22 protein-coding genes are annotated in these 26,444 nt (G+C 69.3%); 7 read left to right on the top strand and 15 right to left on the bottom strand.

The window, feature by feature from the left end; genetic code table 11:
• The coding region (locus tag A9977_RS23530) for a DUF3300 domain-containing protein (protein ID WP_183027259.1) at nt 1–1,862 on the top strand (1,862 nt) is incomplete at its 5' end.
• A 104-nt stretch (nt 1,863–1,966) separates the two neighbouring features.
• Here A9977_RS23530 and A9977_RS23525 read toward each other — a convergent pair.
• The 5 genes from A9977_RS23525 to A9977_RS23505 form a co-directional block, all read right to left on the bottom strand.
• The gene (locus A9977_RS23525) at nt 1,967–2,200 is read right to left on the bottom strand and encodes a hypothetical protein (protein ID WP_183027258.1); all 234 of its coding nucleotides are present in this window, start codon (nt 2,198–2,200) and stop codon (nt 1,967–1,969) included.
• A gap of 77 nt (nt 2,201–2,277) precedes the next feature.
• Complete coding sequence (locus A9977_RS23520) at nt 2,278–3,186, bottom strand: ZIP family metal transporter (RefSeq protein ID WP_183027257.1); 909 nt, start codon at nt 3,184–3,186, stop codon at nt 2,278–2,280.
• 126 nt (nt 3,187–3,312) lie between these two features.
• Complete coding sequence (locus tag A9977_RS23515) at nt 3,313–4,224, bottom strand: dienelactone hydrolase family protein (protein ID WP_183027256.1); 912 nt, start codon at nt 4,222–4,224, stop codon at nt 3,313–3,315.
• Nucleotides 4,225–4,331: 107 nt separating this feature from the next.
• Nucleotides 4,332–5,066: an aspartate/glutamate racemase family protein gene (locus A9977_RS23510; RefSeq protein WP_183027255.1), complete on the bottom strand. Its 735-nt coding sequence runs from the start codon at nt 5,064–5,066 to the stop codon at nt 4,332–4,334.
• Between the two features lie 16 nt (nt 5,067–5,082).
• Nucleotides 5,083–5,967: a transporter substrate-binding domain-containing protein gene (locus A9977_RS23505; RefSeq protein ID WP_183027254.1), complete on the bottom strand. Its 885-nt coding sequence runs from the start codon at nt 5,965–5,967 to the stop codon at nt 5,083–5,085.
• A 246-nt stretch (nt 5,968–6,213) separates the two neighbouring features.
• Between A9977_RS23505 and A9977_RS23500 the strand changes: the two genes are divergently transcribed.
• A complete protein-coding gene (locus A9977_RS23500) occupies nt 6,214–7,428 on the top strand; it encodes a D-amino acid dehydrogenase (RefSeq protein ID WP_183027253.1) in 1,215 nt (404 codons plus the stop codon).
• On the opposite strand, the gene A9977_RS23495 is transcribed toward A9977_RS23500, so the two are convergent.
• The 8 genes from A9977_RS23495 to polA all read right to left on the bottom strand — a co-directional run bounded on the left by A9977_RS23495 (nt 7,425) and on the right by polA (nt 18,564).
• Entirely contained in the window at nt 7,425–8,921 is a 1,497-nt protein-coding gene (locus A9977_RS23495) for a PepSY domain-containing protein (RefSeq protein WP_183027252.1), read from the bottom strand. The genes A9977_RS23500 and A9977_RS23495 overlap by 4 nt on opposite strands.
• A gap of 13 nt (nt 8,922–8,934) precedes the next feature.
• Nucleotides 8,935–11,049 carry a TonB-dependent siderophore receptor gene (locus A9977_RS23490; protein WP_259652118.1) on the bottom strand — a complete coding sequence of 705 codons (2,115 nt, stop codon included), beginning with the start codon at nt 11,047–11,049 and terminating at the stop codon, nt 8,935–8,937.
• A 218-nt stretch (nt 11,050–11,267) separates the two neighbouring features.
• The gene (locus tag A9977_RS23485) at nt 11,268–11,627 is read right to left on the bottom strand and encodes a DUF2946 family protein (protein ID WP_183027250.1); all 360 of its coding nucleotides are present in this window, start codon (nt 11,625–11,627) and stop codon (nt 11,268–11,270) included.
• A gap of 38 nt (nt 11,628–11,665) precedes the next feature.
• Complete coding sequence (locus A9977_RS23480) at nt 11,666–12,961, bottom strand: type II toxin-antitoxin system HipA family toxin (protein ID WP_183027249.1); 1,296 nt, start codon at nt 12,959–12,961, stop codon at nt 11,666–11,668.
• A complete protein-coding gene (locus tag A9977_RS23475) occupies nt 12,945–13,388 on the bottom strand; it encodes a helix-turn-helix transcriptional regulator (protein ID WP_259652109.1) in 444 nt (147 codons plus the stop codon). The genes A9977_RS23480 and A9977_RS23475 overlap by 17 nt, the downstream gene beginning before the upstream one ends.
• A 187-nt stretch (nt 13,389–13,575) precedes the next feature.
• Entirely contained in the window at nt 13,576–14,490 is a 915-nt protein-coding gene (locus tag A9977_RS23470; protein WP_183027248.1) for a LysR family transcriptional regulator, read from the bottom strand.
• A gap of 22 nt (nt 14,491–14,512) precedes the next feature.
• Nucleotides 14,513–15,748 carry a DUF1566 domain-containing protein gene (locus A9977_RS23465; protein ID WP_183027247.1) on the bottom strand — a complete coding sequence of 412 codons (1,236 nt, stop codon included), beginning with the start codon at nt 15,746–15,748 and terminating at the stop codon, nt 14,513–14,515.
• On the bottom strand, nt 15,745–18,564 hold the full coding sequence (gene polA, locus A9977_RS23460) for a DNA polymerase I (RefSeq protein WP_183027246.1): 2,820 nt from the start codon (nt 18,562–18,564) through the stop codon (nt 15,745–15,747). The genes A9977_RS23465 and polA overlap by 4 nt, the downstream gene beginning before the upstream one ends.
• Before the next feature lie 107 nt (nt 18,565–18,671).
• On the opposite strand from polA, the gene A9977_RS23455 reads away from it, so the two are divergent.
• Genes A9977_RS23455 through A9977_RS23445 form a run of 3 tightly spaced genes read left to right on the top strand, consistent with a single transcriptional unit; the run spans nt 18,672 to nt 20,899 of the window.
• Nucleotides 18,672–19,040: a hypothetical protein gene (locus A9977_RS23455; RefSeq protein ID WP_183027245.1), complete on the top strand. Its 369-nt coding sequence runs from the start codon at nt 18,672–18,674 to the stop codon at nt 19,038–19,040.
• Between the two features lie 5 nt (nt 19,041–19,045).
• The gene (locus A9977_RS23450; protein ID WP_183027244.1) at nt 19,046–20,098 is read left to right on the top strand and encodes a homoserine kinase; all 1,053 of its coding nucleotides are present in this window, start codon (nt 19,046–19,048) and stop codon (nt 20,096–20,098) included.
• A gap of 9 nt (nt 20,099–20,107) precedes the next feature.
• On the top strand, nt 20,108–20,899 hold the full coding sequence (locus A9977_RS23445; RefSeq protein ID WP_183027243.1) for a BPSS1780 family membrane protein: 792 nt from the start codon (nt 20,108–20,110) through the stop codon (nt 20,897–20,899).
• A 155-nt stretch (nt 20,900–21,054) separates the two neighbouring features.
• Here A9977_RS23445 and A9977_RS23440 read toward each other — a convergent pair whose 3' ends face one another.
• Nucleotides 21,055–23,460 carry a UvrD-helicase domain-containing protein gene (locus A9977_RS23440; protein WP_183027242.1) on the bottom strand — a complete coding sequence of 802 codons (2,406 nt, stop codon included), beginning with the start codon at nt 23,458–23,460 and terminating at the stop codon, nt 21,055–21,057.
• 142 nt (nt 23,461–23,602) lie between these two features.
• Here A9977_RS23440 and A9977_RS23435 point away from each other — a divergent pair, with 142 nt between their 5' ends.
• Both A9977_RS23435 and A9977_RS23430 read left to right on the top strand, forming a co-directional pair.
• The gene (locus A9977_RS23435) at nt 23,603–24,268 is read left to right on the top strand and encodes an OmpW family protein (protein WP_183027241.1); all 666 of its coding nucleotides are present in this window, start codon (nt 23,603–23,605) and stop codon (nt 24,266–24,268) included.
• Nucleotides 24,269–24,487: 219 nt separating this feature from the next.
• Entirely contained in the window at nt 24,488–25,465 is a 978-nt protein-coding gene (locus A9977_RS23430) for a GMP reductase (RefSeq protein ID WP_183027240.1), read from the top strand.
• 13 nt (nt 25,466–25,478) lie between these two features.
• Here A9977_RS23430 and A9977_RS23425 read toward each other — a convergent pair whose 3' ends face one another.
• A complete protein-coding gene (locus A9977_RS23425) occupies nt 25,479–26,426 on the bottom strand; it encodes an AEC family transporter (RefSeq protein ID WP_183027239.1) in 948 nt (315 codons plus the stop codon).
• Nucleotides 26,427–26,444: the final 18 nt, after the last annotated feature.

The following is a 26,444-nucleotide window of genomic DNA, read 5'->3' as shown; positions in this document are numbered from 1 at the left end:
CCTACGTGCCGCCCACCGCCGAACAGCTGACCCAGCTGGTCGCGCCGATCGCGCTCTACCCCGACAAGCTGGTGGCGCAGGTGCTGGCCGGCGCCACCTACCCGGACCAGGTCACGGCCGCCGACCTCTGGCTCGCGCAGAACGCGCAGCTCAAGGCCGGCCCCCTGGCCGACGCCGCGGAGCGCCAGCCCTGGGACCCGAGCATCAAGTCGCTGACCGCCTTCCGCACGGTGCTCGACCAGATGGCGAAGAACCTGCCCTGGACCACCGCGCTGGGTGAGGCCTACTACAACGACCCGACCGACGTGCTCAACGCGGTGCAGGTGATGCGCACCCGCGCCCAGCGCGCGGGCCGGCTCAAGAGCACGCCGCAGCTCAAGGTGGCCGCGGCGACGGTCGCGCCGGTGTACCGGGCCGACCCCAACGCGCAGCCGATCTATGCGGGGCCGCCGATCATCGAGGCGCCGCCGGAGCTGATCACCATCGCGCCGGCCCAGCCCGACCTGGTCTACGTGCCCAGCTACGACCCGCAGCGGATCTATGGCGAGCCGGTGCCCGTGTACCCGGGCTATGCCTATGCCCCGCCGCCGCCCGTCTATGTCGAGCCGCGCTACAGCAACGCGCAGATCGCCACCGCGGGCGCATTGACCTTCGGGCTCGGCGTGGTGGTGGGCAGCGCGATCCAGCGCCACGACTGGGGCTGGAATGCCTGGGGCATGAACTGGGGCGACCGCGGCCGCGACCCGCGCCGGCCCGATGGCCGGCCGCCGGAACAGCGCCCGCCCGCCCGGCCGGCCGTGATCTACAACCAGTCGACCTACGTCTCGCGTTCGGAGACCATCGTCAATAACAACATCCGCAACGTCTACAACAACAACGCACCCGCACCGCGGCCGCAGCCCCAGCCGCCGCAGCCCCAGCCTTCGGCACAACTGGTGCAGGCGGAACAGCAGCGGCAGTTCCAGCAGCAACAGCAACAGCAACAAAGGCAGTTGCAGGACCAGCAGGCCCGCCAGCGCGACCAGCAGATGCAGGCCCAGCGCGACCAGGTGCGGCAGCAGCAGGAACAGCAGCGCCAGCAGCAGATGCAGGCCCAGAACCAGCAGTTGCAGCAACGCCAGCAGCAGGGCCAGCAGGAAGAGGCGCGCAGGCAGCAGCAGGCGGCCGACCAGCAGCGCCGCGGCGAACAGGCCCGGGTCGAGCAGGAGCAGCAGCGCCAGCGGCAGCAGCAGGAACAGGTGCGCCAGCAGCAACAGCAGCGGGTACAGCAGGACCAGCAGCAACAGGCGCGCCAACAGCAGGAGCAGGCACGGCGCCAGCAGATCGACGCGCAGGCGCGGCAGCAGGACCAGGTGCGGCAGCAACAACAGCAGCAACAGGAACAGGCGCGTCGCCAGCAGCAACAGCAGCAGCAACAGGCCCAGGAGCGGCAACGCCAATCGCAGGAGCAGCAGCGGCAGCAGGCAGCGCAGGCGCAGCAGGCACAGCAGGCGCAACAACAGCAGCAGCAACAGGAGCAGGCGCGTCGCCAGCAGCAACAACAGCAGCAACAGGCCCAGGAGCGGCAACGCCAATCACAGGAGCAGCAGCGGCAGCAGGCAGCTCAGGCGCAGCAGGCGCAACAACAGCAACAACGGCAGCAACAGGAGCAACAGCGCCGGCAAGCCGAGCAGGCCCATCAACAACAGCAGCAACAACAACAGGCCCAGCTGCAGCAGCGCCACCAGCAGGAGCAGGCGCAGCGTCAACAGCAGGAGCAGGCCCAGCAGCAGCAGCGACGTCAGGCGCAGGAGCAGCAGGCGCGCCAGCAGCATCCGCAGCCGCCGCAGGGCCGTCGACCCGGCGACGAGCCACGGCCCTGATCAGCGATGCGCCGCCGGATGCTTCCGCGGCGCACGCACGGCCTCAAACGGGGAGAGAGAGGCGGGGCCGGCTCTGCGCGGCCCCGTGAAGACGCGTGGCGCCCTCAGTCCGGCGCCTGCATGATCCGGTCGTGCTCTTCGTCCGCCGGCACGTTGTCGGCGTCGAGTTCGCTCGCATCGCTGAGGTCGATGCCGGTCTCCTCCGACAGTTCGTCGGTGGCCGAGGGCTCGGACACATCGAGGCTGTCGCCCAGGCTCTCTTCGGCGTCGTCGAGGTCGTTGGCATCGTCCGCCAGCAAGGGCGGTACGGTGCGCGGGCGCGGGTCGGCAGCGGTCATGGCACGGGTCTCCAGCAAGAACGGAATGAGGTGACCCATGCTGCGCCTGTTCGCGCGCGCATGCAACCCGATCCCGCTCAGTGCTTGGGGTCGGCGCCGGGCGCCGCTTCGCTGTGCGAATGTCCTGCGCCACCATGTGCATGGCCATGGTCATGCCCGCCATGCGCGAGCCGGCTCACCAGCGTGACCAGCACGATGCCGACCACCAGCCAGGCGATCTGCGCGAAGGTCTGGCGTGCCGGCAGCTGCTTCTGCAGTTGCGGGATCAGGTCGGCCAGCGCCACGTAAATGAAGCTGCTGCTCGCCAGCACCAGGAAGTACGGCAGCCAGCCATGCAGCTGGTCGACCAGCCACCAGCCCGCGAGCCCGCCCAGCGCGGTCATGGTGCCGGCCAGCGAGACCTTGAGGAAGGCCGCACGCGGATTGGCCGAGGTCTGGCGCAGCACCACCAGGTCGCCGATGTGGTGCGGCACCTCGTGCGCCAGCACCGCCAGCGCGGCCACCAGGCCCAGCCGCATGTCGGCGATGAAGGCCGAGGCGATCAGGATGCCGTCGCCGAAGCAATGCACGCTGTCGCCGGTGAGCACGGCCCAGCCGCCGGAACGCGGCGCATGGGCGTGCGCGTGGCCATGCGCGTGGCCATGCGCGTGGCCATGGCCGTGGTGGTCGTGTGCGTCGGCCTGCGTTTCCGCCGCGTTGTGCTCGTGCCCGTGGTGCCAGAGTTCGGCCTTGTCGAGCAGGAAGAAGAACACCACGCCGAACAACAGCGCGGCGAACAGCATCGCGGGCTCGATGCCACTCTCGAAGGCTTCGGGCAGCAGGTGCATGAAGGCCGTGGCCAGCAGCGCGCCCGCGGCCAGGCTCAGCAGGTGCTGCGGGTTGACGCCGCCCGAGCTGCGCACGCCCACACGCATCAGCAGTGCGGCGACCCAGACGCTTCCGATGCCCGCGACCAGGGTGGCGGCCAGGATGATCAGCAAATTCATGATGTTCTTCTTGCGTTCTCTCAGTGCACGGGCGCGATGCCCGCGGGTTCGATCCCCCAACAAAAACCGCCCCGAAGGGCGGCTTTTCGTCATGCCGGCGGGAGCGTTCGCCCGCCCCTGGAAGGGTCAGGCGACGCCGTTGGCTTTGAACCAGGCCAGTGCGCGCTGCCAGCCGTCTTCGGCCGGCGCCTTGAGGTAGCTCGGCCGGTAATCGGCATGGAAGGCATGGCCCGCTTCGGGGTACACGACGAATTGCGAAATCCTGGCGGCGTCCGATCCGGTCGCCAGAATTGATTTTACCTTATCAATAGTGTCGAGTGGAATGCCCTGGTCCCTGCCGCCGTAAAGACCGAGCACCGGCGCCTTGAGCGCGGCTGCGACGTCGACCGGGTGCCGCGGCGTGTTCTCGCTGGCCTGCCCGACCAGTCGGCCGTACCAGGCCACGCCGGCCTTGACCTTGCCCGTGGCGGCGTAGAGCCAGACGATGCGCCCGCCCCAGCAGAAGCCGGTGATGCCGGCCTTGGACACGTCGCCGCCATTGAGCGCCGCGTACTGCAGCGCGCCGTCGAGGTCGGCCATCACCTGCGCATCGGGCACCTTCGACACCAGCTCGCTCTGCAGCTTGGGGATCTCGGTGTAGTTGCGGGGATCGCCCTGGCGCGCGTAGAGCTCGGGCGCGATGGCCAGGTAGCCCAGCTTGGCGAAGCGGCGGCAGGTGTCGGCGATGTACCCATGCACGCCGAAGATTTCCTGGATCACGAGGATCACCGGCAGCCCGGTCTTGCCCGAGGGCGCGGCCGCATAGGCCGGCACCTTGAAGCCGTCGACGGTGTAGCTGATCGGGCCGGCCTGCAGGCCGTCGTCGGAGGTCGTGATGGCGGTCTGCGCCGCGATCGGCAGCGTGGCGGCGGCATAGCCCACGCCCAGCGCGGCCTTGAGCGCGGTGCGGCGTGTCGCGCCCTGCGCGCTGCTGTCGCCGGGGCGCAGCGAATCGAAATCGGCCTGCAGATCGGAACGCGGATCGTCGAGGGAAGACATGCTCACTCCTGGGAAGGGACGGGACATTGCAAAGGGGGATGCGCGGTGCGAGGGGGCACCGGCAGGCGTGCGCCGCGAGGGGCGCTGCTGCAATGTAGGGCAGATCCCTAAGCCCTGGCGTAGGCGCGCTCCGCCAATGCGGATGCCAGCACGCGGGCCGGATCGACCAGCTTGAGCCCATGCACCGCCGCCGCGCCCTGCAGGCCCAGCGGGACCTCGGTGCAGCCCATGACGATGGCCACGTCGCCGTGGCGCTGCGAGAGCCGCAGGGCCACTTCGGAGAACAGCGCCTCGGCCAGCGGCAGGTCGCCGGCCTTCACGCCCTCGTAGATGCCGCGCATCAGCATGCGGCGCTCCTCGGCCGTCGGAAGGTGGCATGGCAGGCCGCTGTCGGCCAGCGCCTGTTCGTAGAGGCGCACGCGGTAGGTGCCTTCGGTCGCCATCAGCGCGACCTGGGTCTCGCCGCGGGCCGACAGGTGGGCCGCGACCTCGCGCGCCACGTGCAGCAACTCGATCTGCGGAAAGCGCTGCTGTAGCGTGGCGTGCCAGGCATGCGCGGTGTTGCAGGCGATCGCGACCGCGCGGCTGCCCAGCGCGGCCAGCCGGCCCAGCGCCTGCAGCATCGGCTCGAGCGGCTGGTGCGCGCCCTCGCCCGTGCGCTCGAGCGCGCCGCTGCGGTCGGGCACCGGCACCTGCGCGAGCCAGTGCTCGGGAAAGGACTGGTCGCGCACCGGCTCGCCCGCCGCGCGCATGTGCTGGGCACAGGCGTCGACGAAGAGCCGCACGAAGTCGGCGCCCGCCGCCGGGCCCATGCCTCCCAGGATGCCGACCACCTGCGTCATGTCAGTCACCCCCGCATCAGGTCGCCGGCTTGTCGCTCGGCGTCTTGATGTTCTCGCGCAGCTCGTCGCTCAGCGGCAGGCCGACCGGCAGGCCCTTGGGCGGGATCGGGCCCAGGAACCACTTGGTGTAGAGCTTCTCGAACTCGCCCGACTTCATCAGGCCGACGATCACGCCGTCGACCAGCGCCTTGAACTGCGGGTCGTCCTTGGGCAGCATGCAGGCGTAGGGCTCGACCTGCAGCGCGTCGCCCACCACCTCGAGGCTGGCCGGGCTCTTGGAGTTGGAGCGCAGCCCGTACAGCAGGATGTCGTCCATCGCGAAGGCCGAGGCGCGGTCGCTCTCGACCAGCAGCAGCGCGTCGGCATGGTCCTTGGCCGACACGATGTCGATGTCGATGTCGAGCTTCTTGTCCTCGTTGTACTTGCGCACCACCAGCATGTTGGTGGTGCCGGTGGTGATCGCCACCTTCTTGCCCTTGAGGTCGGCGTAGTTCTTGATGCCCGAATTCGTCTTCACCAGCAGCCGGGTGCCGGTGTAGAAGTGATTGATCGCGAAGGACACGTCCTTGCCGCGCGCGCTGTTGTTGGTGGTCGAGCCGCACTCGACGTCGACCGTGCCGTTCTGCAGCAGTGGGATGCGGTTCTGCGAGGTCACGGCCATCCACGATATCTCGAGGTTCGGCTTGTTGAGCTTCTTCTTGACTTCCGCCGCGATCGCGTTCGACAGGTCGACCGAGAAACCGATGGGCTTGCTCGGGCCGTCCAGGTAGCTGAAGGGCACGGACGATTCGCGATAGGCCATCGTGATCTTGTTCGCCGCGGCGATCTTCGCCAACGTGTCGGCCGCCTGGGCGCCGGTGGCGGTCAACAGGATGGCAGCCATCAGTACGGAGAGTTTCATGCGAGCCCTTTCAATGTTCGGGTGGGGAGGACGTCGAAGACCGACGCGGACAGCCAGTGTAGGAAGCTGTCACGAAAAAGCCATCATTCCTTTTGCGCCCTGCCCCATGCCTCAAAGTTATGCATGGGGCCACCCATGCGTTCCGGCTATGGGTGTGGGTGCTTTTGGCATTTCCACGATTGCCTCGTCGCGCCTAGAGTTGCGGCATTGCAGCATCGACAACAACGAACAGGAAAAGGACGAGCCATGCGCGTGTGCGTGCTGGGGGCCGGCATCGTGGGCCTCGCCACGGCCTGGCAGCTTCTACAGGACGGCCATGATGTGACCGTGATCGACCGTGCCGCCCCCGGCGCGGGCGCGAGCGGCGGCAATGGCGCGCAGCTGAGCTACTCCTACGTGCAGCCGCTGGCCGATCCCTCGATCTGGAAGCAGCTGCCCAAGCTGCTGCTGGCCGCCGACTCCCCGCTCAAGCTGCGGCCTCGGCTCGACCCGCTGCAGTGGCGCTGGGGCATCGAGTTCATGGCCGCCTGCAACGCCCAGACCTCGCGCGAGAGCACGGCCGCGCTGCTCACGCTGGCCGCGGCCAGCCGCCTGGGCTTCGAGGCCATGCGCGCCGAGCTCGCGCCCGACTGCGACTTCTCCGCCACCGGCAAGCTGGTGCTCTATCAGAACGCCCAGGGCCTCGAGGGCGCGCGCCGCCAGGTCGAGCTGCAGCGCCGCATGGGCAGCGCGCAGACGCTGGTCACGCCCGAAGCCTGCGTGGCGATCGAGCCGGCGCTGGCCGGCTACCAGGCACGCATCGCGGGCGCGGTCCACACGCCCAGCGAATGCGCGGCCGATTGCCTCAAGGTCTGCCTGGCGCTGGAACAGGCACTGCGCGCACGCGGCGTGCGCTTCCTGCTCGGCACCGAGGTGCAGGGCTTCGAGATCCGCCAGAACCGCGTGGCCGCGGTGCGCACCGGCACTGCGGGCGCGGTCGAGGCCGATGCCTTCGTGATGGCGCTGGGCACGGCCTCGCACCGGCTGGGGCGCAAGCTCGGCAGCTCGCTGCCGGTGTACCCGCTCAAGGGCTACAGCATCACGCTGGAGGTGGACGAGGCCGTGGGCGCCGCGCCGCGCGTGAGCGTGACCGACAGCGCGCGCAAGGTGGTGTTCGCGCGCATCGGCTCGCGGCTGCGCGTGGCCGGCATGGCCGAACTGGTGGGCGAGGACACGCGCATCCCCGCCGACCGCATCCAGACGCTGGCCGCGGCCACGCGCGCGGTGTTCCCGCAGATCGAGCGCTTCGACGACCTGAGCCCCTGGACCGGCATGCGCCCGGCCACGCCCACCGGCCTGCCGATCATCGGCCGGCGCGCGGCCGCACCGGCCAACATGCTGTTCAACACCGGCCACGGCGCGCTGGGCTTCACGCTGGCCTTCGGTTCGGCGCAGCGCATCGCTGAAGCACTGCGCGCCTAAGCTCTCGCGGCTCCGAGCTTCTTGCCCAGCCGACGCCAGCCGATCACCACGCCGGTCAGGCTCAACGCCGCGCCGCCCAGGCTCAGCAGCACCAGCACGATGTCCCACAGCGGCCGGCGCTCGAGCAGCGGCAGCCAGTCCCAGCTGTGCAGCATCGCGAACAGCCAGCGGCTCGCGCGCCGCGTGCGGTCGCTGCGGCCCAGCACGGCGCCGGTCGAAGGATCGACATGCACCCAGGTCTTGTTCGCATCGTCGAACACCACGCGCCAGACGGGCAGCGGCTTCTCGGTGCCGCCCATCATGGTGTGGGCATCGCGTGCGTAGTAGTGGAGGTCGTAGGCCCGGAGCACCTCGATGCGCGCGACCGCATCGGGCAGCAGGCGCGCCACGGCCGCCTTCAATGCCGTCTCATCGATCGTCGTCCGCTCGCCTCCGGACGACAGCAGCAGTGGCCGACCCGCCGCGCCGCGGGCCAGCACCAGCGTGCGGCCGTCGACCCGTTCCCATTGCAGCTCGCGCACTTCGCGCCCAGCCGCGGCCAGCAGCACCGCGGGCGCCGCGTCGCGTTCGCCGATCAGCAGCGGCCCGCCGTTCATTGCCGCCACGCGCAGCGCGGGCGCGCCGCTGTCGAAGATGCGCCAGGGGTTCATCGACATCAGGCCGCTGAAGATCCAGGTCAGCGTGACCAGCGCGAACAGCAGCCCGGTGATGTGATGCCAGCGCATCATGAAGCCGCGGTAGGGCGAACGCGAGCCGCTCTTGTAGCGGCCGGCGAAGCGCCAGCGCATGACGCCGACGACTGTGCCCGCGAGCGTGGCCACGATGCCCAGGATCGACAGCCAGTTCACGATGTCGGCCCAGTAGGGATCGAAGACGTTGCCGCGGAAGGGATAGAGCCAGTGCATCCAGGCGCCCACGTAGTTCCAGAGCCGCTCGGCGCGCGGCGCGTCGCGCACCACCTCGCCGGTGGTGCCCGAGATGTAGAGCCGGGTGGCGGCGGGGTCGTCGAGCTGCACGCGGTGCAGCGGCCGGTGCGCATCGAGGCCGCGCGAATGGCTGAAGGCGTCTTCGTCGATGGTGCCGTCGGCGTGCAGCGCCACGCCGGGGCCCGCATAGGCGCGTGCGCTGGCCAGCACGCGCGCCGGGTCGACCTCGCGCAGCACGGCACCGGTCTGCGCGTCGATCACCACCGAGGCGCGCTTTTGCGCCGGCACCGCGAGGTACACCGCGCGGCCGCCGCTGGCCGCGGCCAGGCGCAGCGACTGCAGCGGCCCTTGCAGGCCCGCCGCATCGAGCGCCTGCCGCGGGCCCATCAGCGGCGCCGAGGCATCGAGCGGCGGCAGGTGCTGCAGCCGCTCCTCGGCCGTGAGCTTGGGGTAGCCCACGTACATCATCACCACGCCCGAGACGAACCACATCGCGAAGAAGGCGCACGCGACGATGCCCAGCCAGCGGTGGACCAGGAACAGCCAGCGTTTGGCATGGGGCAGCATCGCGTCGCCCTCTTCAGAACGCCGCGCGCAGCGTGAGGTCGGCGGTGCGCGGCGCGCCGAGGTAGGCCTGGGTGCTGCTCACGTTGGCCGCATAGAGCTTGTCGGTGGCGTTGCGCACGCGGCCGACCAGCGTGACCGACCGGTTGATCTTCCAGCTCAGGCCCAGGTCGAGCAGCGTGTAGGCCGGCCAGCTCATGGTGTTGGCGGCGTCCGCATAGACCTTGCCGACGTGGCGCACGCCCACGCTGGCCTGCACGGCCGGCGTGATCGCATACGACACCCAGAGGTTCGCCACGGTCGAGGGCGTGTTGGTCGGCGTCTTGCCGGCCAGCGACACGCCGCCCTGGCGGAACTGGTCGTACTGCGCGTCGACATAGGTGAAGTTGCCCTGCAGCGACCATTGCGCCGTGGGCTGGATTCCCACCGCCACTTCGACGCCGCGTGCCGACTGCTGGCCCACCAGCACGGTCAGCGCGCTGTTGTTCGGATCCTGCGTGGCGATGTTCTTGCGCGTGATGTCGTAGGCCGCCACGGTGGCCGTGCCCTTGCCCTGCCAGAAGTCCAGCTTGCTGCCGATCTCGAACTGGCGCCCGGTCGTGAGCTCGCTGTTGTTCATCACGTCGGAGAAGGAGGCCGTCGACAACACGCCCGAGGGCGGGTCGGCCGCGGTCGCGTACTGCACATAGAGGTTGGCGCCGGGCGCGAAGTCCCAGACCAGGCCGATGCGGCCGGTGGTCGGGCTGTAGCTGCGGCTGAAGCTCGCGGGGCTGGCGGCCGTGACCGCGCGCTGGTTGGTGAGCTCGAGGTCGATGCGCTCATGGCGCAGCGCCGTCACGAGGTTGAGCGCAGGCCGCAGCGCGGTGCGGTTCTCCAGGTAGAGCGCGGTGGTCTGGATCTCGTTGTTGCGGTCGGGGTTGAAGCCCGGCTGCATGCCCGGCACGTTGAAGAAGTTCTCGGTCGTGAACTGGTAGGGGTTCACCGTGCTCACGGTGGCCGGCAGGCTGTTGGGGAAGCGCGTCTGCCGGTTGCGGCTCAGGTCGAGCCCGAAGGACCAATCGCTGCGCAGCCCAGCGAGGCTGCCTTGATAGAGCCCGTCGAGGCGGTCGCCCACCATCGTCTGGTCATGGCGCTGCAGCAGCGCGCCCGAACGGATCACCGCGCTGTTGTTCGCATTGAAGCGGTAGCTCTCGACGTTGCGGTAGTCGCGCAGCGCGTCGTAGACGTAGAAGGTGTTCTTGAACTGCAGCGTGTCGCTGGCGCGCAGCTCGGTGATCGAGCGCAGCCACTGCACTTCCTGCGCGTAGATGCCGTCGGCGCTGTTGTAGTTCTTGAAGCGCGTGGCCGGGTCGACGCTCAGCGTACCGAGGGCCGGATTGAGCACCGGCGTACCCCAGTAGGGGCGGTCGACCTGTTCCTTCTGGTACTCGTAGGCCAGCGTGTGGGTCAGGCCGCCGCCGAGGTCCGACAGCAGCGAGGCGGCCAGCTGGGTCGAGCGCGCATCGGTGCCGTCGGTCCAGCTGCCGGTGTCGCGGTGGTTGAGGTCGATGCGCAGGTAGTGGCTGCCGGCACCGCCGTCGCCTGCGATGCGGCGATTGAGGCCGAGCGAGGCCTCTTTCAAGTCGTTGCTGCCGGCGCGCAGCTGCACTTCGGAGAAATCGCTGCGCTCTGCGAGCTTGGTGATGTAGTTGATCGAGCCGCCCACGCCGCCCGCGCCGAACAAGAAGCTCGACGGCCCGCCGATCACCTCGACCCGGTCGTAGATCCAGCTGTCGACCGGCCGCGCCGCGATCGAGTACTGCACGTTGATGCCGTTGAACATCTGCGACAGCGAGCCGCTGCCGAAGCCGCGGTAGCTCACGCCGATCGAGCCCGGCGCGTTGTGCGCGGTGATGCCGGGCACGGCGCGCAGGATCTCCTGCGTGTCCAGCGCGCCGCGCGCATCGATGGTGGCGCGGTTGACCACCGTGACCGAGGCCGGCGTCTCGCGCACGCTCAGGCCGAGCCGGCTGCCGGTCTCGGCCGGCGTGTCGAGGTTGAGCCGGCCGTTGCCGCGCGGGGCGTCGTCGGAGACCTCGACCTGCGGCAGCGAGGCGGTGGCGGACTGGGCCATCGCGCCGGCACAGGCCATCAGCGATGCGGCGGCCAGAAGGGAACGACGCGCGCGCAGGGCGCGATCGAGGGAAGAAGAACGGGACATGGAAAACACTCACTCACTGAAGAACGCGACCGCGCGCTGTGCAGTCGCTTGCCGCGAGGCCGCCGATGCGGGATCGGACGGTCGCGGACCCTCGAAGGTGCAGCCGCACGCGCGCCGTCAAGGCACGCGGGGGATGCAGCGATGGGACTTCAGGAAAGAGAGGGCGGCCCGCGCGCCGGCAGCGGCGCGGCGGTGGCGGCGGCGATGCGTGCCGCGGGGATCGACTGCACCGCACGGGCCAGCGGCAGCGGTGCCGCGACCTTCATCGGCGCGAGGGTGGGCGGCGGCGCGCCGGCCAACAGGCACAAGGGGCAGTCGGTGCCGACGGTCCCAAGCTCCTGCGCGCCATCGTCGGTCTGCACGATCACCTTGATCATGCCGGCCGTCGAGCACACCAGCTCCATCGCCTGCGGATGCACGATGGGCGCGGCGACCGCCACGCCCAGCGACAGCAGGAACCACGCCAGCACGCAACGGTGCAGGAGGGTGATGCGGCGCAGGGTGGACATGGGGCGGGATTATGGCGTGAATGTGAACCGCGGCCTGCTCAGGACTCGAACAGCCGCGCCATTCGCGCCATCTCGGTGCCGGCCATGCCCAGGGCTTCCGCCGTGGCCCGCCAGGTGCCGACCACCTTCGACACCTCGTCGAGCACGGCCCTGGCCGCGGCGGCGTCGAGCCGGTAGAGCTCGGCGGTGGCCAGCGCGACGTCGATGTCCGGCGAGGCGTTGTGCCCATCGATGCTCAGGGCATGCTCGGCCTTGGCAAGGTTGGGGTTGATGTCGAAGGCGGCGGAGAGCCGCCAGCCCGTGGTCTCCCGGATGAAGCCGTGGTTGCGCAGGTGGTCGTCCCGATTGGCGACCAGGATGTTGAAGACCATGCGGCGAAAGAGCTGCGCCAGATCAGCCTCCACCTGGCCCTTGGCCCCGTTGTCCGCGATGAACTCGGCCAGGTCCAGGTAGCTCGCACCCTCTTCGCCGTCCTGCCGCTCCAGCATCGTCATGGCCGAGGCATACATGCGCCGTCCGGCGGGCGTGCGGTCGAAGCGGCGCACGCAGAAGGTGCGGTAGCCCTCGCCGAATCGGAGTGCGCGGGAATCCGGCACGGCGATGCCCGCGCGACGAGCGAGTTGGTGCACCACGTGCTCCCAGCCACCGACATCGTGCCGATCCTCGTGGGCGGGAAATTTGGCGATCCACAACGCACCGTCGGTCTCGGTGAAGTTGGCTTTGGGCCGCGCGCCGCCCAGCGAGGTGCCGGGTGCGATGAGCATCGACAGCCAACGTTCGTACTCCGGCATGCGCTCCACACCCGGCTCCTCGAGCATTGCGCTGACATGCGCCAAGGTCTGCAGATCGGTCACCGGAGGCGCCGCATGCGCGCTGTCGTCGAGGAAGGGATTCGGCGCGATCGCCCGGCCCGCCTTTGCCAGCGCAGGGTCGGGCGCTGCACGCAGGCGCAGCCCGCCGGAACGCGTCAGGTCGTGCACGCCAAGCAGGAAGTCGAGGTCCTGCAGGGCGCGCATCTTGCGCCCTTCCCTCTGGGCGACCACGGCCTCCCGACGCTCCATCAGGACGCGACCCCAGCGATCGGGCGCCGAGTCCATGAAGATCCCGAAGGCCGTTGTTCCGCGGGGCGGATGCTGCTCGCCTCCGTAGAGATCGAGCCGAGGATCGAGCATGAAGCACGACGCGCTCTGGAGCCAGGCCGGCGCGTATTCGAAGGCCGGCGGCACGTCGGTGCGGGTCTCATGGCGGTGCAGCGTGCCGACCTGCTGCCGCAGGCCGAATTCGGGCGCGTCCAGATGGACCTCGTACGACCTGCGCTCAGTCTTCTTCGCCATGGGCAGGCGGCGCCTTTGCAGGCGACGCGCTCCGTCGGGTGCGGGGGGAAACCAGCGCCAGGTCCTGCAGCTTGCGGCCCAGGACGTCATCGCTGGCCACGGCGTCCATGTCCTTCTCCAGGCCCAGGACACGCAGCGCACGCATGTAGGTCCCGAACGCGATGTGGGGGTCACCCGACTCCAGCCGATGGAGCGTATCGCGCGAGATGCCCACCCGCTCCGCGAATTGGACGGTGGTGATGCGCCGGCGCAGCCGGGCCGTGCGCATTCGCGCGGCCAATGCGCGCACCTGCTTGTCGATCGACGGGAACTGCGCCTGAAAGGTTCTGGGCATGGTGTCCGATACTTTAATCGCTTCAGAAGGATTTGCCTGGAATATCAGACATTCTTCGACGAAAGAACATCGGTTGCTCAGGAAGACAAACATCGAGTAATGTCTGATACATCGATCAAAAATCTTTTAATCGTCCTATATATCGGACAAATTCAGAGGCATTTCAAGCCAATGACCGCCAGTGCTGGCGCCAGCGCGCCCTCGCGTCAGGAACGCGGCGAAGCACCGCCGCGCCCGGCAGAGCCTGTCAAGGCGGAGTTCGGGAACGCCGCAGTCTCATTCACCCGTTCTCGCGCCCCATCTGCTCGATCGCCTGCCGCATCGCCAGCGTGATCGCGCGCACCACCACCGAGTCGGGCCGGCCCGAGAGCCGCAGCGCGCGGATCGGCACCGGGATGTGCGGTTCCAGCGCCAGCACGTCGACCTTGCTTCGGTCGGCCGAGGCGGCCGTGCAGCCGTCGACCAGGGCCACGCCCAGGCCGTGGTGCGCCATGGCCAGCGCCGCGTGGTAGGTCTGCACCGTGACCACCGCCTGGTGGAAGCCCACGCCGGCCTGGCGGCAGGCTTGGCTCAGGCTGGTGCCCACCGGGTCGCGGCTGTCGAGGCCGACCACCGGGCGCTCGGCCAGGTCGTGCAGCGCCACCGAACCGTTGCGCACCAGCGCGCGTGACAGCATGCCCTTGGGCGCGATGCACACCATGCGGCTGTCGGCCAGCGTTTCCTGCAGCAGCGAGGGATGCACGGCCGGGCTGAAGGCGAAGCCCACGTCGGCCTGCTGCGACAGCAGGGCCGACAGGATCTGCGGCGAGTGCAGCGACTCGACCGTCACCGCCACGCCCGGGTGCTTCTCGCGGAAGATCTTGAGCGCGCGCGGCAGCACCTCGTAGCTCAGCGCGAGCACGCTGAGGATGCGCAGCTCGCCGGTGTCGCCCGCGGTGCGCAGGTTCGAGGCCAGCCGCTGCACCTCGTCGAGCTGCGCGAACAGACGCTCGATGTGCGGGTACAGCGTGAGCGCCTCGGTGGTGGGCACCAGCCGGCCCTTGGCGCGCTCGAACAGCGGGAAGCCCAGCTGCAGCTCGGCATGCTGCAGCGTGCGGCTCACGGCCGGCTGCGTGATGTTGATCAGCCGCGCCGCCGCGCTCACGCTGCCGGTGAGCATGATGGCGTTGAAGACCTCGATGTGGCGCAGGCGCATGGGGATGGGGCTCAGTTCGTCATCACTCGCGCACCAGCCGGACCCCGAGGTGCCGGATGCGCGACTCGCAGAGGATCGCGCCGTCCTCGCTCAGCACCCAGGCGCTGACCGAGGCCCGCGCGGACGGTGTTTCGGGGCGCGCATCGCAGACGGTGGACGACCAGTGGCCCACGCGCCGGGCCTCGTCGCCCGGGGCCGGGAAGCCGGTGTCGGGGAACGCGAAGCGCTCGGCTTCGCGCTGTGCCAGGCTGTTGACTTCCTTGATCGTGGGCAGGCGCCAGCCCGCTTCCCCGCTGGCGCGCTGCAGGGCCTGCACATCGTCGTAGCGCCGGGCCGTCCCGGTGCAGCGCCGGCCGTTCCAGGCCTGCGGCTCGGCGCAGCGGCGCCACACCAGGCCGGTGTGGCGATCCTCGACCGCGCCGCCCGCCACGCCGCGCTCGTCGGGCAACGCGCGCCAGCGCTCGGTCGTCGGCACGGCCGGGCCCCGCACCAGGCGCACGAAGAGCGGCGACGGCTTGCGCGCCATCTCGGGGTCGCAGTCGTAGACATGGGCGTTCTCGAAGTTCACGCACCAGACGCTGGTGTCGTCGCGCCACTCCGAGCTCAGGTAGACCGCCGGCACGGTGTGGGGGAACCAGCGCGCGTCGATGAGCGCCTGCTCGGCCAGCGGCCGCGTGGGGCGCACGTCGGACGTCCGCGGCTTGCCCAGGTCGACCAGGCCATGCAGTTCGGCCACCGTGGGCAAGCGCCAGTCCGCGTACCCGCACAGCCGGGCCGCATTGACCTCCGCCACATAGGCCAGCGCCCCGCCCGGCCGGCCATCGCGGTGGAAGGAATAGGCCTCGCTGTGGCCGCGGCTGCCGGGCACCGGCTGGTTCTGCGGCCCGTAGCCCGCGGTGTCGAAGCGGGGCGAGCCCTCCGGGCCGTCGCGTCGCACGGGCCAGGGCGGCTTGCCGCTGTCGGGCTTGCCTTCCCAGACCAGGCCGGACACGCGGTCGCGCACGCAGGCGGTCAGCGGCTGCCCCGGCACGGCCTCGTAGGCCATCGGCCCCGCACCCTGCAGGCCGTCCTGCTTGGGCACCAGCTTCAACGCGCCGGCCTCGGCGCAGGCCTGGGGCGCGGGCCAGCCGTCCGGCTGGAAGCCCAGGCACTGGCGCACGCCGGTGGGCGGCACCTTCACGGCCGGCTGCGCAATGGCGGGCCCAGCGGCCAGCCCCAGCAGGGCGGCCGCCATGGTGAAGGCAGGCCTCAGGCTCAATGCGCCTTGTCCCAGTTCGGACCGACGCCGATCTCGGCCAGCAGCGGCACCTTGAGATCGGCCACGCCGGCCATCAGGCGCGGCACTTCGGTGCGCACCCATTCGACTTCCGCCTCGGGCACCTCGAACACCAGTTCGTCGTGCACCTGCATGATCATCTTGGTGCCGCGCCCTTCGGCCTCGAGCACGTCCTGCACCTTGACCATGCTGAGCTTGATCAGGTCGGCCGCCGTGCCCTGCATGGGCGCATTGATGGCCGCGCGCTCGGCGCCGCCGCGGCGCGGGCCGTTGGGCGAGTTGATCTCGGGCAGGTAGAGGCGCCGGCCGAACACGGTCTCGACGTAGCCCTGCTCCTTGGCGAGCGCCTTGGTCTCGTCCATGTAGGCCTTCACGCCCGGGTAGCGCGCGAAGTAGCGCTCGATGTAGGAGGCCGCGGCCTTGGTTTCGATGCCCAGGTTCTTCGCCAGGCCGAAGCTGCTCATGCCGTAGATCAGGCCGAAGTTGATCACCTTGGCATAGCGGCGCTGCTCGCTCGACACCTCCTCGGGCGTGCTGCCGAAGACCTCGGCCGCGGTCGCGCGGTGCACGTCGATGCCTTCGGTGAAGGCGCGCAGCAGCGAGGCATCGCCGCTGATGTGGGCCATGATGCGCAGCTCGATCTGCGAGTAGTCGGCACTCGCGATCACGCTGCCCGCGGGCGCCACGAAGGCCTCGCGCACGCGCCGGCCTTCGGGCGTGCGGATCGGGATGTTCTGCAGGTTGGGGTCGTTGCTGCTGAGCCGGCCCGTGACCGCCACCGCCTGCGCGTAGTGCGTGTGGACGCGGCCGGTGCGCGGATTCGCCAGCTGGCCCAGCTTGTCGGTGTAGGTGCCCTTGAGCTTGGACAGGCCGCGGTGCTCGAGGATCTTGGCCGGCAGCGGATAGTCCTCGGCCAGCTTCTCCAGCACTTCCTCGTCGGTGCTGGGCGCGCCGCTCGGCGTCTTCTTGACCACCGGCAGGCCCAGCTTGGTGAAGAAGATCTCGCCGATCTGCTTGGGCGAACCGAGGTTGAAGGGCTGGCCCGCGATCTCGTAGGCCTGCTGCTCGAGTTCCATGATGCGCGTGCCGAGCTCGTGGCTCTGCGAGGCCAGCATGGGCGCGTCGATCAGCACGCCGTTGCGCTCGACCCGGTAGAGCGCCTCGCTCGAATCCATCTCGAGCTGGTAGACGAAGCGCAGCTTGTCGTCGGCCTGCAGCTGGGGCCAGAGCACGCGGTGGACATCCAGCGTCTGGTCGCTGTCCTCGCAGGAGTACTCGGCCGCCTTGGCGATGTCGACCTGGCTGAACGGGATCTGGTGCGCGCCCTTGCCGCACAGGTCTTCGTAGGAGATGCCGCTGCGGCCCAGGTGGCGCTCGGCCAGGCTGGCCAGCCCGTGCGGCTTGTGCACCTCGAGCACGTAGCTCTGCAGCATGGTGTCGTGGGCGTAGCCCTGCACCTCGATGCCGTGGTTGGCGAACACGTGGCGGTCGTACTTGATGTGCTGGCCCAGCTTCTTCTTCGCGCCGTTCTCGAGCCAGGGCTTGAGTTTCGCCAGCACCTCGTCGAGGGGCAGCTGCACGGGCGCGTCGGGGTAGTTGTGCGCCAGCGGGATGTAGGCCGCCTCGCCGGGCTCGACGCTGAAGCTCAGGCCCACGATCTGCGCCACCATCTCGTCGAGCGAGGTGGTCTCGGTGTCGATGGCCGCGAGTTCGGCGGCTTCGAGCTTCACGAGCCAGGCGTCGAACTGTTCCCAGCTCGTGACCGTGTCGTACCGGAGGTTGCTCGCGGGCGCCGCGGCTTCCAGCGCAGCGAGTTCCGAAGGCTCGTCGAACAGGCCGCCCTGGTCGGTGTCCTTCTTCGCACTCTTCTTTTTCTTCGCGTTCTCTTCCTCGATCAGCTCGGGCGGCACCGCCTGCGCCTCGAGCGCCTTGACCAGGCTCTTGAAGCCGTAGGTCTCGTAGAGCGGCTTGAGCAGCTCGACCTGCGGCGCGCCCACCGGCAGGCCGTCGAGCGAGGGCAGTCCGCTCACATGTGCGGCCAGGTCGCAGTCGGTGCGGATGGTCACCAGGCGCTTGCTCAGCGGCAGCTTGTCCAGCGCCTGGCGCAGGTTCTCGCCGGCCGCGCCCTTGACCTCGGCCGCGCGCTCGATCAGCGCGTCGAGCGAGCCGTATTCGAGCAGCCACTTGGCGGCGGTCTTGGGCCCGACCTTGGGCACGCCGGGCACGTTGTCGACCGTGTCGCCCACCAGCGTCTGGTAGTCGATCATCAGCTCGGGCGGCACGCCGAACTCGGCGGTCACGCCGGCCACATCGCGCTTCTTGCCGTTCATGGTGTCGATGATCGTGATGTGCGCATCGACCAGCTGGCTCAGGTCCTTGTCGCCGCTGGAGACGATCACCTCGACGCCCTGCGCGGCGGCGATCTTGGCCAGCGTGCCGATCACGTCGTCGGCCTCGACATCGGGCACGGTCAGCACCGGCCAGCCCAAGAGCCGCACGATCTCGTGGATCGGGTCGATCTGGCTGCGCAGGTCGTCGGGCATGGGCGAGCGGTTGGCCTTGTACTCGGGGTACCAGTCGTCACGGAAGGTCCGGCCGGGCGCGTCGAACACGCAGGCCGCGTAGTCGGCGCGCACCTCGCGGCGCAGCGCGCTCATCATGTTGATCATTCCGCGGATGGCGCCGGTGGCCGGGCTCTTGGGGTCGCCGGGCACGGCCCGCAGGTCGGGCATGGCGTGGAAGGCGCGGTAGAGGTAGCTCGAACCATCCACGAGCAGCAGCGTTTTCTTGTCGGTCATCGGCCCATTTTGCCCGGCCCGCGCGTCCGCCCGCCGCGCCGTCGCCAGACAGCCGAAAGCGCCCCGCGCTGACAGACGGGATACGGCCGCGCACCTACAATCGGGGCATGGCCCCCACCACCTCCTTCCTCCTTCGCCACGCCCTGACGCTGGCGTTCATCTGCGCCGTCCCCGTGGCCGCCGTGCAGGCCCAGCCCGCGCCGCAGCCGGCCCCCACCGCCGACCAGCAGAAGCAGGAAGAAAAGGCCGAGGGACGCCGCAACCAGAAGATCGAGAACATCCACGTGGAAGACGGCGGCGCCAGCGTCGACGAGGTCCGCTACGGCGGCCAGACCCAGAGCATCACGGTGCAGCCCAAGGCCAACGTGCCCTCCTACGAGGTGCTACCCAACGACGGTGGCCGCTCGCGCCAGGGCCAGGCCGAGACCAGCAGCGGCGGCAACGGCCCCCGCGTCTGGAACCTGATGAAGTTCTGAGCGGCGTGGCGGTCTACACCGACGTCGGTTTCGACGAAGCGAACGCGCTCGTGCAGCGCCTGGGCCTGGGGGCCCTGCAGGCGCTCAAGGGCATCCAGGGCGGCATCGAGAACACCAACTACTTCGCCAGCACCGACCAGGGTGAGTACGTGCTGACGCTGTTCGAGCGCCTGGGCCCCGAACAGCTGCCCTATTACCTGTGCCTGATGAAGCACCTGGCCGCCCGCGGCATCCCGGTGCCCGAGCCCATGGCCGACCCGGCCGTGACGCCGGCCAAGGCGGGGCCGCTCGCCCCTGCGGCCGACGCGCCCTGCGAACTGGTGCACAAGGTGGCGGGCAAGCCGGCCGCCGTGGTGCAGCGCCTGAGCGGCCACAGCCAACTCGCGCCCGACGCCGCGCACTGCGCCGAACTCGGCCACTGGCTGGCGCGCATGCACCTGGCGGGCCGCGACTTCGACCGGATTCAGCCCAACCTGCGCGGCCTGGGCTGGTGGAACGACACCGCACCGGTGGTGCTGCCCTACCTCGAGGCGCCACAGGCGGCGCTGCTGCGCGCCGAGCTGGCCTACCAGAACCACGTGGCCGCCTCCTCGGCCTACGCCGCGCTGCCGCGCGGGCCGGTGCATGCCGACCTGTTTCGCGACAACGCGATGTTCGAGGCCGGCACCGACGGTGCCGCGCCCCGGCTCAGCGGCGTGTTCGACTTCTATTTCGCCGGCACCGACACCTGGCTGTTCGACCTGGCGGTGTGCCTCAACGACTGGGCGATCGACCTGCCGACCGGCCGGCCCGATCCGGCGCGCACCGATGCGCTGCTCGCGGCCTACCTCGCGGTGCGCCCGCTGACCGGCGCCGAGCGCACGCTGCTGCCCGCGATGCTGCGCGCGGCCGCGCTGCGCTTCTGGATCTCGCGCCTCTGGGATTTCCACCTGCCGCGCGAGGCCAGCATGCTGCAGGCGCACGATCCCACGCATTTCGAGCGGGTGCTGCGCGAGCGGGCCCGCGATCCGCTGGCGCTGCAGGCGCCCGCGCAGCCGGCTGCGCTGGCGACCTCCTGATCGGATTCGATGAAACTCAACATAGTCCCGGCCCGCACGGGTGCGACCTGGGTCCGCAGCGGACTGCAGACCTTCACCAAGCGGCCGCTGGCCTTCGCCTCGCTGTTCTTCTTCTTCATGGCGATGGTGTCGATCGCCTCGCAGCTGCCGCTGGTCGGCACCGCCCTGGCGCTGATGCTGCTGCCCACCATGACGCTGGGCCTGATGGCCGCCAGCGCCGAAGCCGCCAAGGCCGAACCGGGCCAGAAGCCGCCGGCCGCCGCCGTGCTGCTGGCCGCGCTGAGCGCCGCCCGCAGCGGCATCCGCCCGATGCTGGTGCTGGGCGCGCTCTATGCGGTGCTGTTCCTGCTGGTGATGGGCGTGTCGGCGCTGGCCGACGGCGGCCAGTTCGCACGGGTCTACCTGATGGGCGAGACCGTGAGCCGCGAGATGGCCGAGTCGGGTTCGTTCCAGGCCGCGCTGTGGATCGCCATGGCGCTGTACCTGCCGCTGTCGCTGGCCTTCTGGCACGCGCCGGCGCTGGTGCACTGGCACGGCGTGCCGCCGACCAAGAGCCTGTTCTTCAGCTTCATCGCCTGCTTCCGGAATTTCGGCGCGATGTTCGTCTTCGGCCTGACCTGGATCGGCGTCTTCATCGGCTCGGGCATCGTGCTGAGCCTGGTGGCCACGCTGTTCGCGGCGCTGGTCGGCGGCGGCGCGGCCGCGGCCGGCGGTGCACTGATGGTGGGCGGGGCGCTGGTGATGGCGTCGATGTTCTTCACGAGCACGTGGTTCACGTTCCGCGACAGCTTTATTGACTGACCCCCCGGAGGACTTGCCCACTTCGTGTGGCTGCGTCCTTCCCCCCTTTCAGGGGGGCGACACCGGCAGGCCGGCGGAGCCGGTCCTGCGGTGTCCCTGGAACAGAGTGCGCTGCAAGCGCTCAACCATCGCCGATGGTGGGCGCTGCTGGCGGCTCAGACCGGCGTGAGCTTCGCCACCGACAGCGCCAGCCACTTCACCCCGTGCCGCGGGAAGTTGATCTGGGCGCGGGCGTCGTCGCCGCTGCCTTCCAGCGCCAGCACCGTGCCTTCGCCGAACTTGTTGTGGAAGACCTGCATGCCCGAGCGCAGGCCGTGGGAGGGTGCGACTTTCTGCGGCGGGACCGGGGGGCTGGCGAAGGCGTCGGGGCTGAAGCCGCCGCCGCCGGTGCCGGCGCGTGTGCTGCCGTAGCCGCCGCCGTAGCCGAAGGCCGAGGGCTTGAAGCCCTGGTTCTTGGGCGTGAGCCACTTGAGCGCGGCCTCGGGCAGCTCGTCGTAGAAGCGACTCTTGAGGTTGTAGCGGGTCTGGCCGTGCAGCATGCGGGTCTGCGAGTGGCTCAGGTACAGGCGCTGGCGCGCGCGGGTGATGGCCACGTACATCAGGCGGCGCTCTTCCTCGAGGCCGTCGTGGTCGCTCATCGAGTTCTCGTGCGGGAACAGGCCCTCTTCCATGCCGGTGATGAACACGCAGTCGAATTCCAGGCCCTTGGCCGCGTGCACGGTCATGAGCTGCACCGCGTCCTGGCCGGCCTGGGCCTGGTTGTCGCCCGACTCCAGCGCCGCATGCGTGAGGAAGGCCGCCAGCGGGCTCAGCGTCTCGCCGGTCTCGGCATCGGGGGCCAGCGGCTCGTCGAGGACCGGCAGGTTGGGGTTCAGCCCCTGGCTCGCGGGCGACTGGCGCAGTTCGTCGACCGGCAGCGCCACCGCGTCGCGGCCGAAGCCTTCCTGGGTGACGAAGCTCTCGGCCGCGTTCACCAGTTCTTCCAGGTTCTCCACCCGGTCGGCGCCTTCGCGGTCGGCCTTGTAGTGCTCGATCAGGCCGCTGTGGTCGAGCACCAGCTCGATGATCTCGCGCAGCGAGATGCCCACGGTCTGCTCGCGCAGCACGTCGATCTTGGCGACGAAGGCCGACAGGTTGGCGCCGGCCTTGCCGCCGACCGCGCTCACCGCGTCGTGCAGCGAGTGGCCGGCCGCGCGCGCCGCGTCCTGCAGCAGCTCGATGCTGCGCGCGCCGATGCCGCGCGGCGGGAAGTTGACGATGCGCAGGAAGCTGGTGTCGTCGTCCTTGTTCTCCAGCAGCCGCAGGTAGCCCAGCGCATGCTTGATTTCGGCGCGCTCGAAGAAGCGCAGGCCGCCGTACACGCGGTAGGGCACCGAGGCATTGAACAGCGCGGTCTCGATCACCCGGCTCTGCGCATTGCTGCGGTAGAGCACGGCCATCTCCTTGCGGTCGATGCCGTCGCGCACCAGCTGGCGCATCTCCTCGACCATCCACTGCGCCTCGGCGAAGTCGCTGGTCGATTCGTACACCCGCACCGGCTCGCCCGGGCCCTGCTCGGTGCGAAGGTTCTTGCCCAGGCGCTTGGTGTTGTGGCCGATCAGCGCGTTGGCCGAATCGAGGATGTTGCTGTAGCTGCGGTAGTTCTGCTCCAGCTTGATCTGGCGCGAGACCTCGAACTCGCGCACGAAGTCGGCCATGTTGCCCACGCGTGCGCCACGGAAGGCGTAGATGCTCTGGTCGTCGTCACCCACCGCGATCACGCTGTTGCCGCCGGGCGTGAAGCGGCCGCCGACCGTGGTGCCCGAGAGCATCTTGATCCAGGCGTACTGCAGCCGGTTGGTGTCCTGGAACTCGTCGATCAGGATGTGGCGGAAGCGCCGCTGGTAGTGCTCGCGGATCGGGTCGTTGTCGCGCAGCAGTTCGTAGCTGCGCAGCATCAGCTCGCTGAAGTCGACCACGCCTTCGCGCTGGCACTGCTCCTCGTAGAGCTGGTAGATCTCGACCTTCTTGCGGTCTTCCTCGCTGCGCACCTCGATGTCGCCCGGGCGCTTGCCCTCTTCCTTGGCGCCCGAGATGAACCACTGGGTCTGCTTGGCCGGAAAGCGCTCGTCGTCGACGTTGAACTGCTTCATCAGCCGCTTGATGGCCGAAAGCTGGTCCTGGGTGTCGAGGATCTGGAAGGTGGACGGCAGGTTGGCCAGCTTCCAGTGCGCGCGCAGGAAGCGGTTGCACAGGCCGTGGAAGGTGCCGATCCACATGCCGCGCGCGTTGATCGGCAGCATCGCCGTCAGCCGCGTGACCATTTCCTTGGCCGCCTTGTTGGTGAAGGTCACGGCCAGGATGCCGCCCGGCGTCACCTGCCCGGTCTGCAGCAGCCAGGCGATGCGGGTGGTGAGCACCCGGGTCTTGCCCGAACCGGCACCGGCCAGGATCAGCGCATTGCCCTCGGGCAGCGTGACCGCGGCGAGTTGTTCGGCATTGAGGTTGTGGAGCAGGGGCGAGGCGGCCGCTGGGGAAGGGGGGGCGCCGTCGAAAGCGTCGTGCGAGCCGAAAAGAGACATCCCGGCATTGTAGGAACGCCGGGCCCGGAATGCGCCGCGGACCGATGCTTGCCCTGGATCAAGGACAGCAAGACGCGGCTTCCGGACACTGGCTTCCAGTTGCCGCGCGCCCCTTGCGCGGCCCGCAACGGAGTCCCCGACCATGAAGAAGAACCTGCTCACGCGCGCCTGGATCGGCGCCCTCCTCGGCGCCCTGGGCGCCGCCTGCGCCCTGCCCGCCGCCGCGCAGGAAGCGCAAGGCAACTGGCTGCTGCGCGCCCGCGCCGTGCGCATCGATACGGCCAACCATTCCGACGCGATCGGCGCGCTGGCGGTGCCGGCCGATGCGATCCACGTCAACGACAAGACGATTCCCGAGATCGACATCACCTACTTCTTCACGCCGAACATCGCCGCCGAGCTGGTGCTGACGGTGCCGCAGAAGCAGCGCGTCACGATCGCGCAGAGCGCGCTGGGCGGCCCGGTCGACATCGGCAGCTTCAAGCACCTGCCGCCCTCGCTGATGCTGCAGTACCACTTCATCCCCGAAGGCACCGTCCGCCCCTATGCCGGCATCGGCCTCAACTACACGCGCATCGGCTCGGTGAACCTGGCCGTGCCCACGGTCGGCCGGCTGGACCTGGAGCACAACAGCTTTGGGCTGGCCCTGGGCGCCGGCGTGGACATCGCGATCGCCAAGAACGTGTTCCTGAACTTCGACGTCAAGAAGGTGCAGATCCGCACCGACGTGAGCTTGAACGGCACCAAGCTGTCGACCGTGAAGGTCGATCCGCTGCTGATCGGCGTGGGCATCGGCTACCGCTTCTGAGGGCCCGGCGTCGCAGAAGTGGCACGGGAAATAAGGTCTATATGAAAAGCCGACTGACCCGCGCGCGGCCGCTCCCCTAGAATCAATCACCGGGCCCAAGATTCTTGTCGCCCGGTTTTTTTTCGCCCGCTTTCGCGGCGACGGAACCGGCCAAGACCAAGCGCCCACGCCGACAGGGACTTCCTGCCGGCGAACCCTTCACAGGAGCTTGGTCTCATCATGCAAATTTTCGACTACGACAACATCCTGCTGCTGCCACGCAAGTGCCGCGTGGAAAGCCGCTCGGAATGCGACGCCGGCGTGACGCTGGGCGGGCGCAAGTTCCGCCTGCCGGTGGTGCCGGCCAACATGAAGACGGTGGTGGACGAGACCATCAGCCTCTGGCTGGCGCAGAACGGCTACTTCTACGTGATGCACCGCTTCGACCTGGACAACGTGCAGTTCGTCAAGGACATGCAGGCCCAGGGCGTGTTCGCCTCGATCTCGCTGGGCGTGAAGAAGGCCGACTACGACACCGTCGACCAGCTGGCCGCGGCCGGCCTGACACCCGAATACATCACCATCGACATCGCGCACGGCCATGCCGACACGGTGAAGAACATGATCGGCTACCTCAAGTCCAAGCTGCCGAAGTCCTTCGTGATCGCCGGCAACGTGGGCACGCCCGAAGCCATCATCGACCTGGAGAACTGGGGCGCCGACGCGACCAAGGTCGGCATCGGCCCGGGCAAGGTCTGCATCACCAAGCTCAAGACCGGTTTCGGCACGGGCGGCTGGCAGCTGAGCGCGCTCAAGTGGTGCGCCCGCGTGGCGACCAAGCCCATCATTGCCGACGGCGGCATCCGCGACCACGGCGACATCGCCAAGAGCATCCGCTTCGGCGCCTCGATGGTGATGATCGGCTCGCTGTTCGCGGGCCACGAGGAGTCGCCCGGCAAGACCGTCGACGTCGACGGCGTGCTGTTCAAGGAGTACTACGGCTCGGCCAGCGACTTCAACAAGGGCGAGTACAAGCACGTCGAAGGCAAGCGCATCCTCGAGCCGATCAAGGGCAAGCTGGCCGACACGCTGATCGAGATGGAGCAGGACGTGCAGAGCTCCATCAGCTACGCCGGCGGCAAGGCGCTGATGGACATCCGCAAGGTCAACTACGTCACGCTGGGCGGCGACAACGCCGGCGAACACCTGCTGATGTGAGGCCCCGGCCCGCCTAGAAGCGGGCCATGAGCGCCATCGCGGCGCTCAGGGTAAGCAGCGCCAGCACGGTCGACACCACCACGCTGGCCGTCACCAGTTCCTCAGCCACCTTGTAGCGCTGCGAGAACAGGAAGGCATTGGCGCCGATGGGCATGGCCGCGGCCACCACCATCACCGTGAGCGGCAGGCCGCGCACCCCCAGCAGCCAGCCCGTGCCCAGCACCAGCAGCGGGTGCACCACGTTCTTGACCAGGGCCATGGTGAAGGCATCGCGCAAATGCGTGCCGACCGGCGTCAGCGCCAGCGTCACGCCCACCAGCACCAGCGCCACCGGGCTGAAGGCCTGGCCCAGCAGCATCAGCGGCTTGTCGATGACGCCCGGAAGGCCCCAGCCGGTCTGCGCGTACAGCAGGCCCGCGATGATCGGCAGCGGCACCGGATGGAAGATCGAATTGCGCAGCGCGCGGCCCACGGTGCGCAGCAGGTGGTGCCGCTGGCGGCCGTTCGAGGCCGCGTGCTCGCGCGCCACCATGAGTTCGATCAGCACCGTGGCGCTGGTGATCAGCACCAGCGAATGCAGCGACACCAGCGTGAGCAGCACCACCAGGCCGTCGGGCCCGTAGGCCAGGTCGACCAGCGCGACGCCGATGATCACGGTGTTGCTGAAGGTGCTCGCAATGGCCAGCACCGCCGCCGTGCGGTTGAGTCCGCGCCACAGCAGCGTGCCGATGAAGACGATGCCCGCGCCGATGAAATACGCGGCCACGGGCTTCAGGCTCAGCTGCTCGAACTGCACCGCGCTCATCGAGCGGAACAGCAGCGCCGGCGCGAGCAGCAGGAAGATCAGGTTGGAGAGGTCCTTGACCGCGTGGGCCCCGACCCAGCGACGGTGCCCGGCGAGATAGCCCGCGGCGATGAGAAGGACGACGGGCAGCAGGGCGGAAGCGACAGGTGAATTCACCGCGGCGAGCATAGCGGC

It is taken from the genome of Variovorax sp. UMC13 (genome assembly GCF_014170375.1).
Lineage (GTDB): Bacteria > Pseudomonadota > Gammaproteobacteria > Burkholderiales > Burkholderiaceae_C > Variovorax.
The sequence above is the reverse complement of the archived record's forward strand: the minus strand, read 5'-3'. Positions and strand labels throughout refer to the sequence as shown.

Excerpts from the sequence above, each read along its gene's own strand:
- A9977_RS23485 (WP_183027250.1), bottom strand. The coding sequence starts at position 11,627 with ATGTCCACCCTGCGCCGCATCACCCTCCTGCACCGTTGCGTGCTGGCG.
- A9977_RS23500 (WP_183027253.1), top strand. The coding sequence starts at position 6,214 with ATGCGCGTGTGCGTGCTGGGGGCCGGCATCGTGGGCCTCGCCACGGCC.
- A9977_RS23510 (WP_183027255.1), bottom strand. The coding sequence starts at position 5,066 with ATGACGCAGGTGGTCGGCATCCTGGGAGGCATGGGCCCGGCGGCGGGC.
- A9977_RS23445 (WP_183027243.1), top strand. The coding sequence starts at position 20,108 with ATGAAACTCAACATAGTCCCGGCCCGCACGGGTGCGACCTGGGTCCGC.
- A9977_RS23490 (WP_259652118.1), bottom strand. The coding sequence starts at position 11,049 with ATGGCCTGTGCCGGCGCGATGGCCCAGTCCGCCACCGCCTCGCTGCCG.
- A9977_RS23495 (WP_183027252.1), bottom strand. The coding sequence starts at position 8,921 with ATGCTGCCCCATGCCAAACGCTGGCTGTTCCTGGTCCACCGCTGGCTG.
- A9977_RS23525 (WP_183027258.1), bottom strand. The coding sequence starts at position 2,200 with ATGACCGCTGCCGACCCGCGCCCGCGCACCGTACCGCCCTTGCTGGCG.
- A9977_RS23480 (WP_183027249.1), bottom strand. The coding sequence starts at position 12,961 with ATGGCGAAGAAGACTGAGCGCAGGTCGTACGAGGTCCATCTGGACGCG.
- A9977_RS23515 (WP_183027256.1), bottom strand. The coding sequence starts at position 4,224 with ATGTCTTCCCTCGACGATCCGCGTTCCGATCTGCAGGCCGATTTCGAT.
- A9977_RS23475 (WP_259652109.1), bottom strand. The coding sequence starts at position 13,388 with ATGTTTGTCTTCCTGAGCAACCGATGTTCTTTCGTCGAAGAATGTCTG.
- A9977_RS23435 (WP_183027241.1), top strand. The coding sequence starts at position 23,603 with ATGAAGAAGAACCTGCTCACGCGCGCCTGGATCGGCGCCCTCCTCGGC.
- A9977_RS23455 (WP_183027245.1), top strand. The coding sequence starts at position 18,672 with ATGGCCCCCACCACCTCCTTCCTCCTTCGCCACGCCCTGACGCTGGCG.
- A9977_RS23505 (WP_183027254.1), bottom strand. The coding sequence starts at position 5,967 with ATGAAACTCTCCGTACTGATGGCTGCCATCCTGTTGACCGCCACCGGC.
- A9977_RS23470 (WP_183027248.1), bottom strand. The coding sequence starts at position 14,490 with ATGCGCCTGCGCCACATCGAGGTCTTCAACGCCATCATGCTCACCGGC.
- A9977_RS23440 (WP_183027242.1), bottom strand. The coding sequence starts at position 23,460 with ATGTCTCTTTTCGGCTCGCACGACGCTTTCGACGGCGCCCCCCCTTCC.
- polA (WP_183027246.1), bottom strand. The coding sequence starts at position 18,564 with ATGACCGACAAGAAAACGCTGCTGCTCGTGGATGGTTCGAGCTACCTC.
- A9977_RS23520 (WP_183027257.1), bottom strand. The coding sequence starts at position 3,186 with ATGAATTTGCTGATCATCCTGGCCGCCACCCTGGTCGCGGGCATCGGA.
- A9977_RS23430 (WP_183027240.1), top strand. The coding sequence starts at position 24,488 with ATGCAAATTTTCGACTACGACAACATCCTGCTGCTGCCACGCAAGTGC.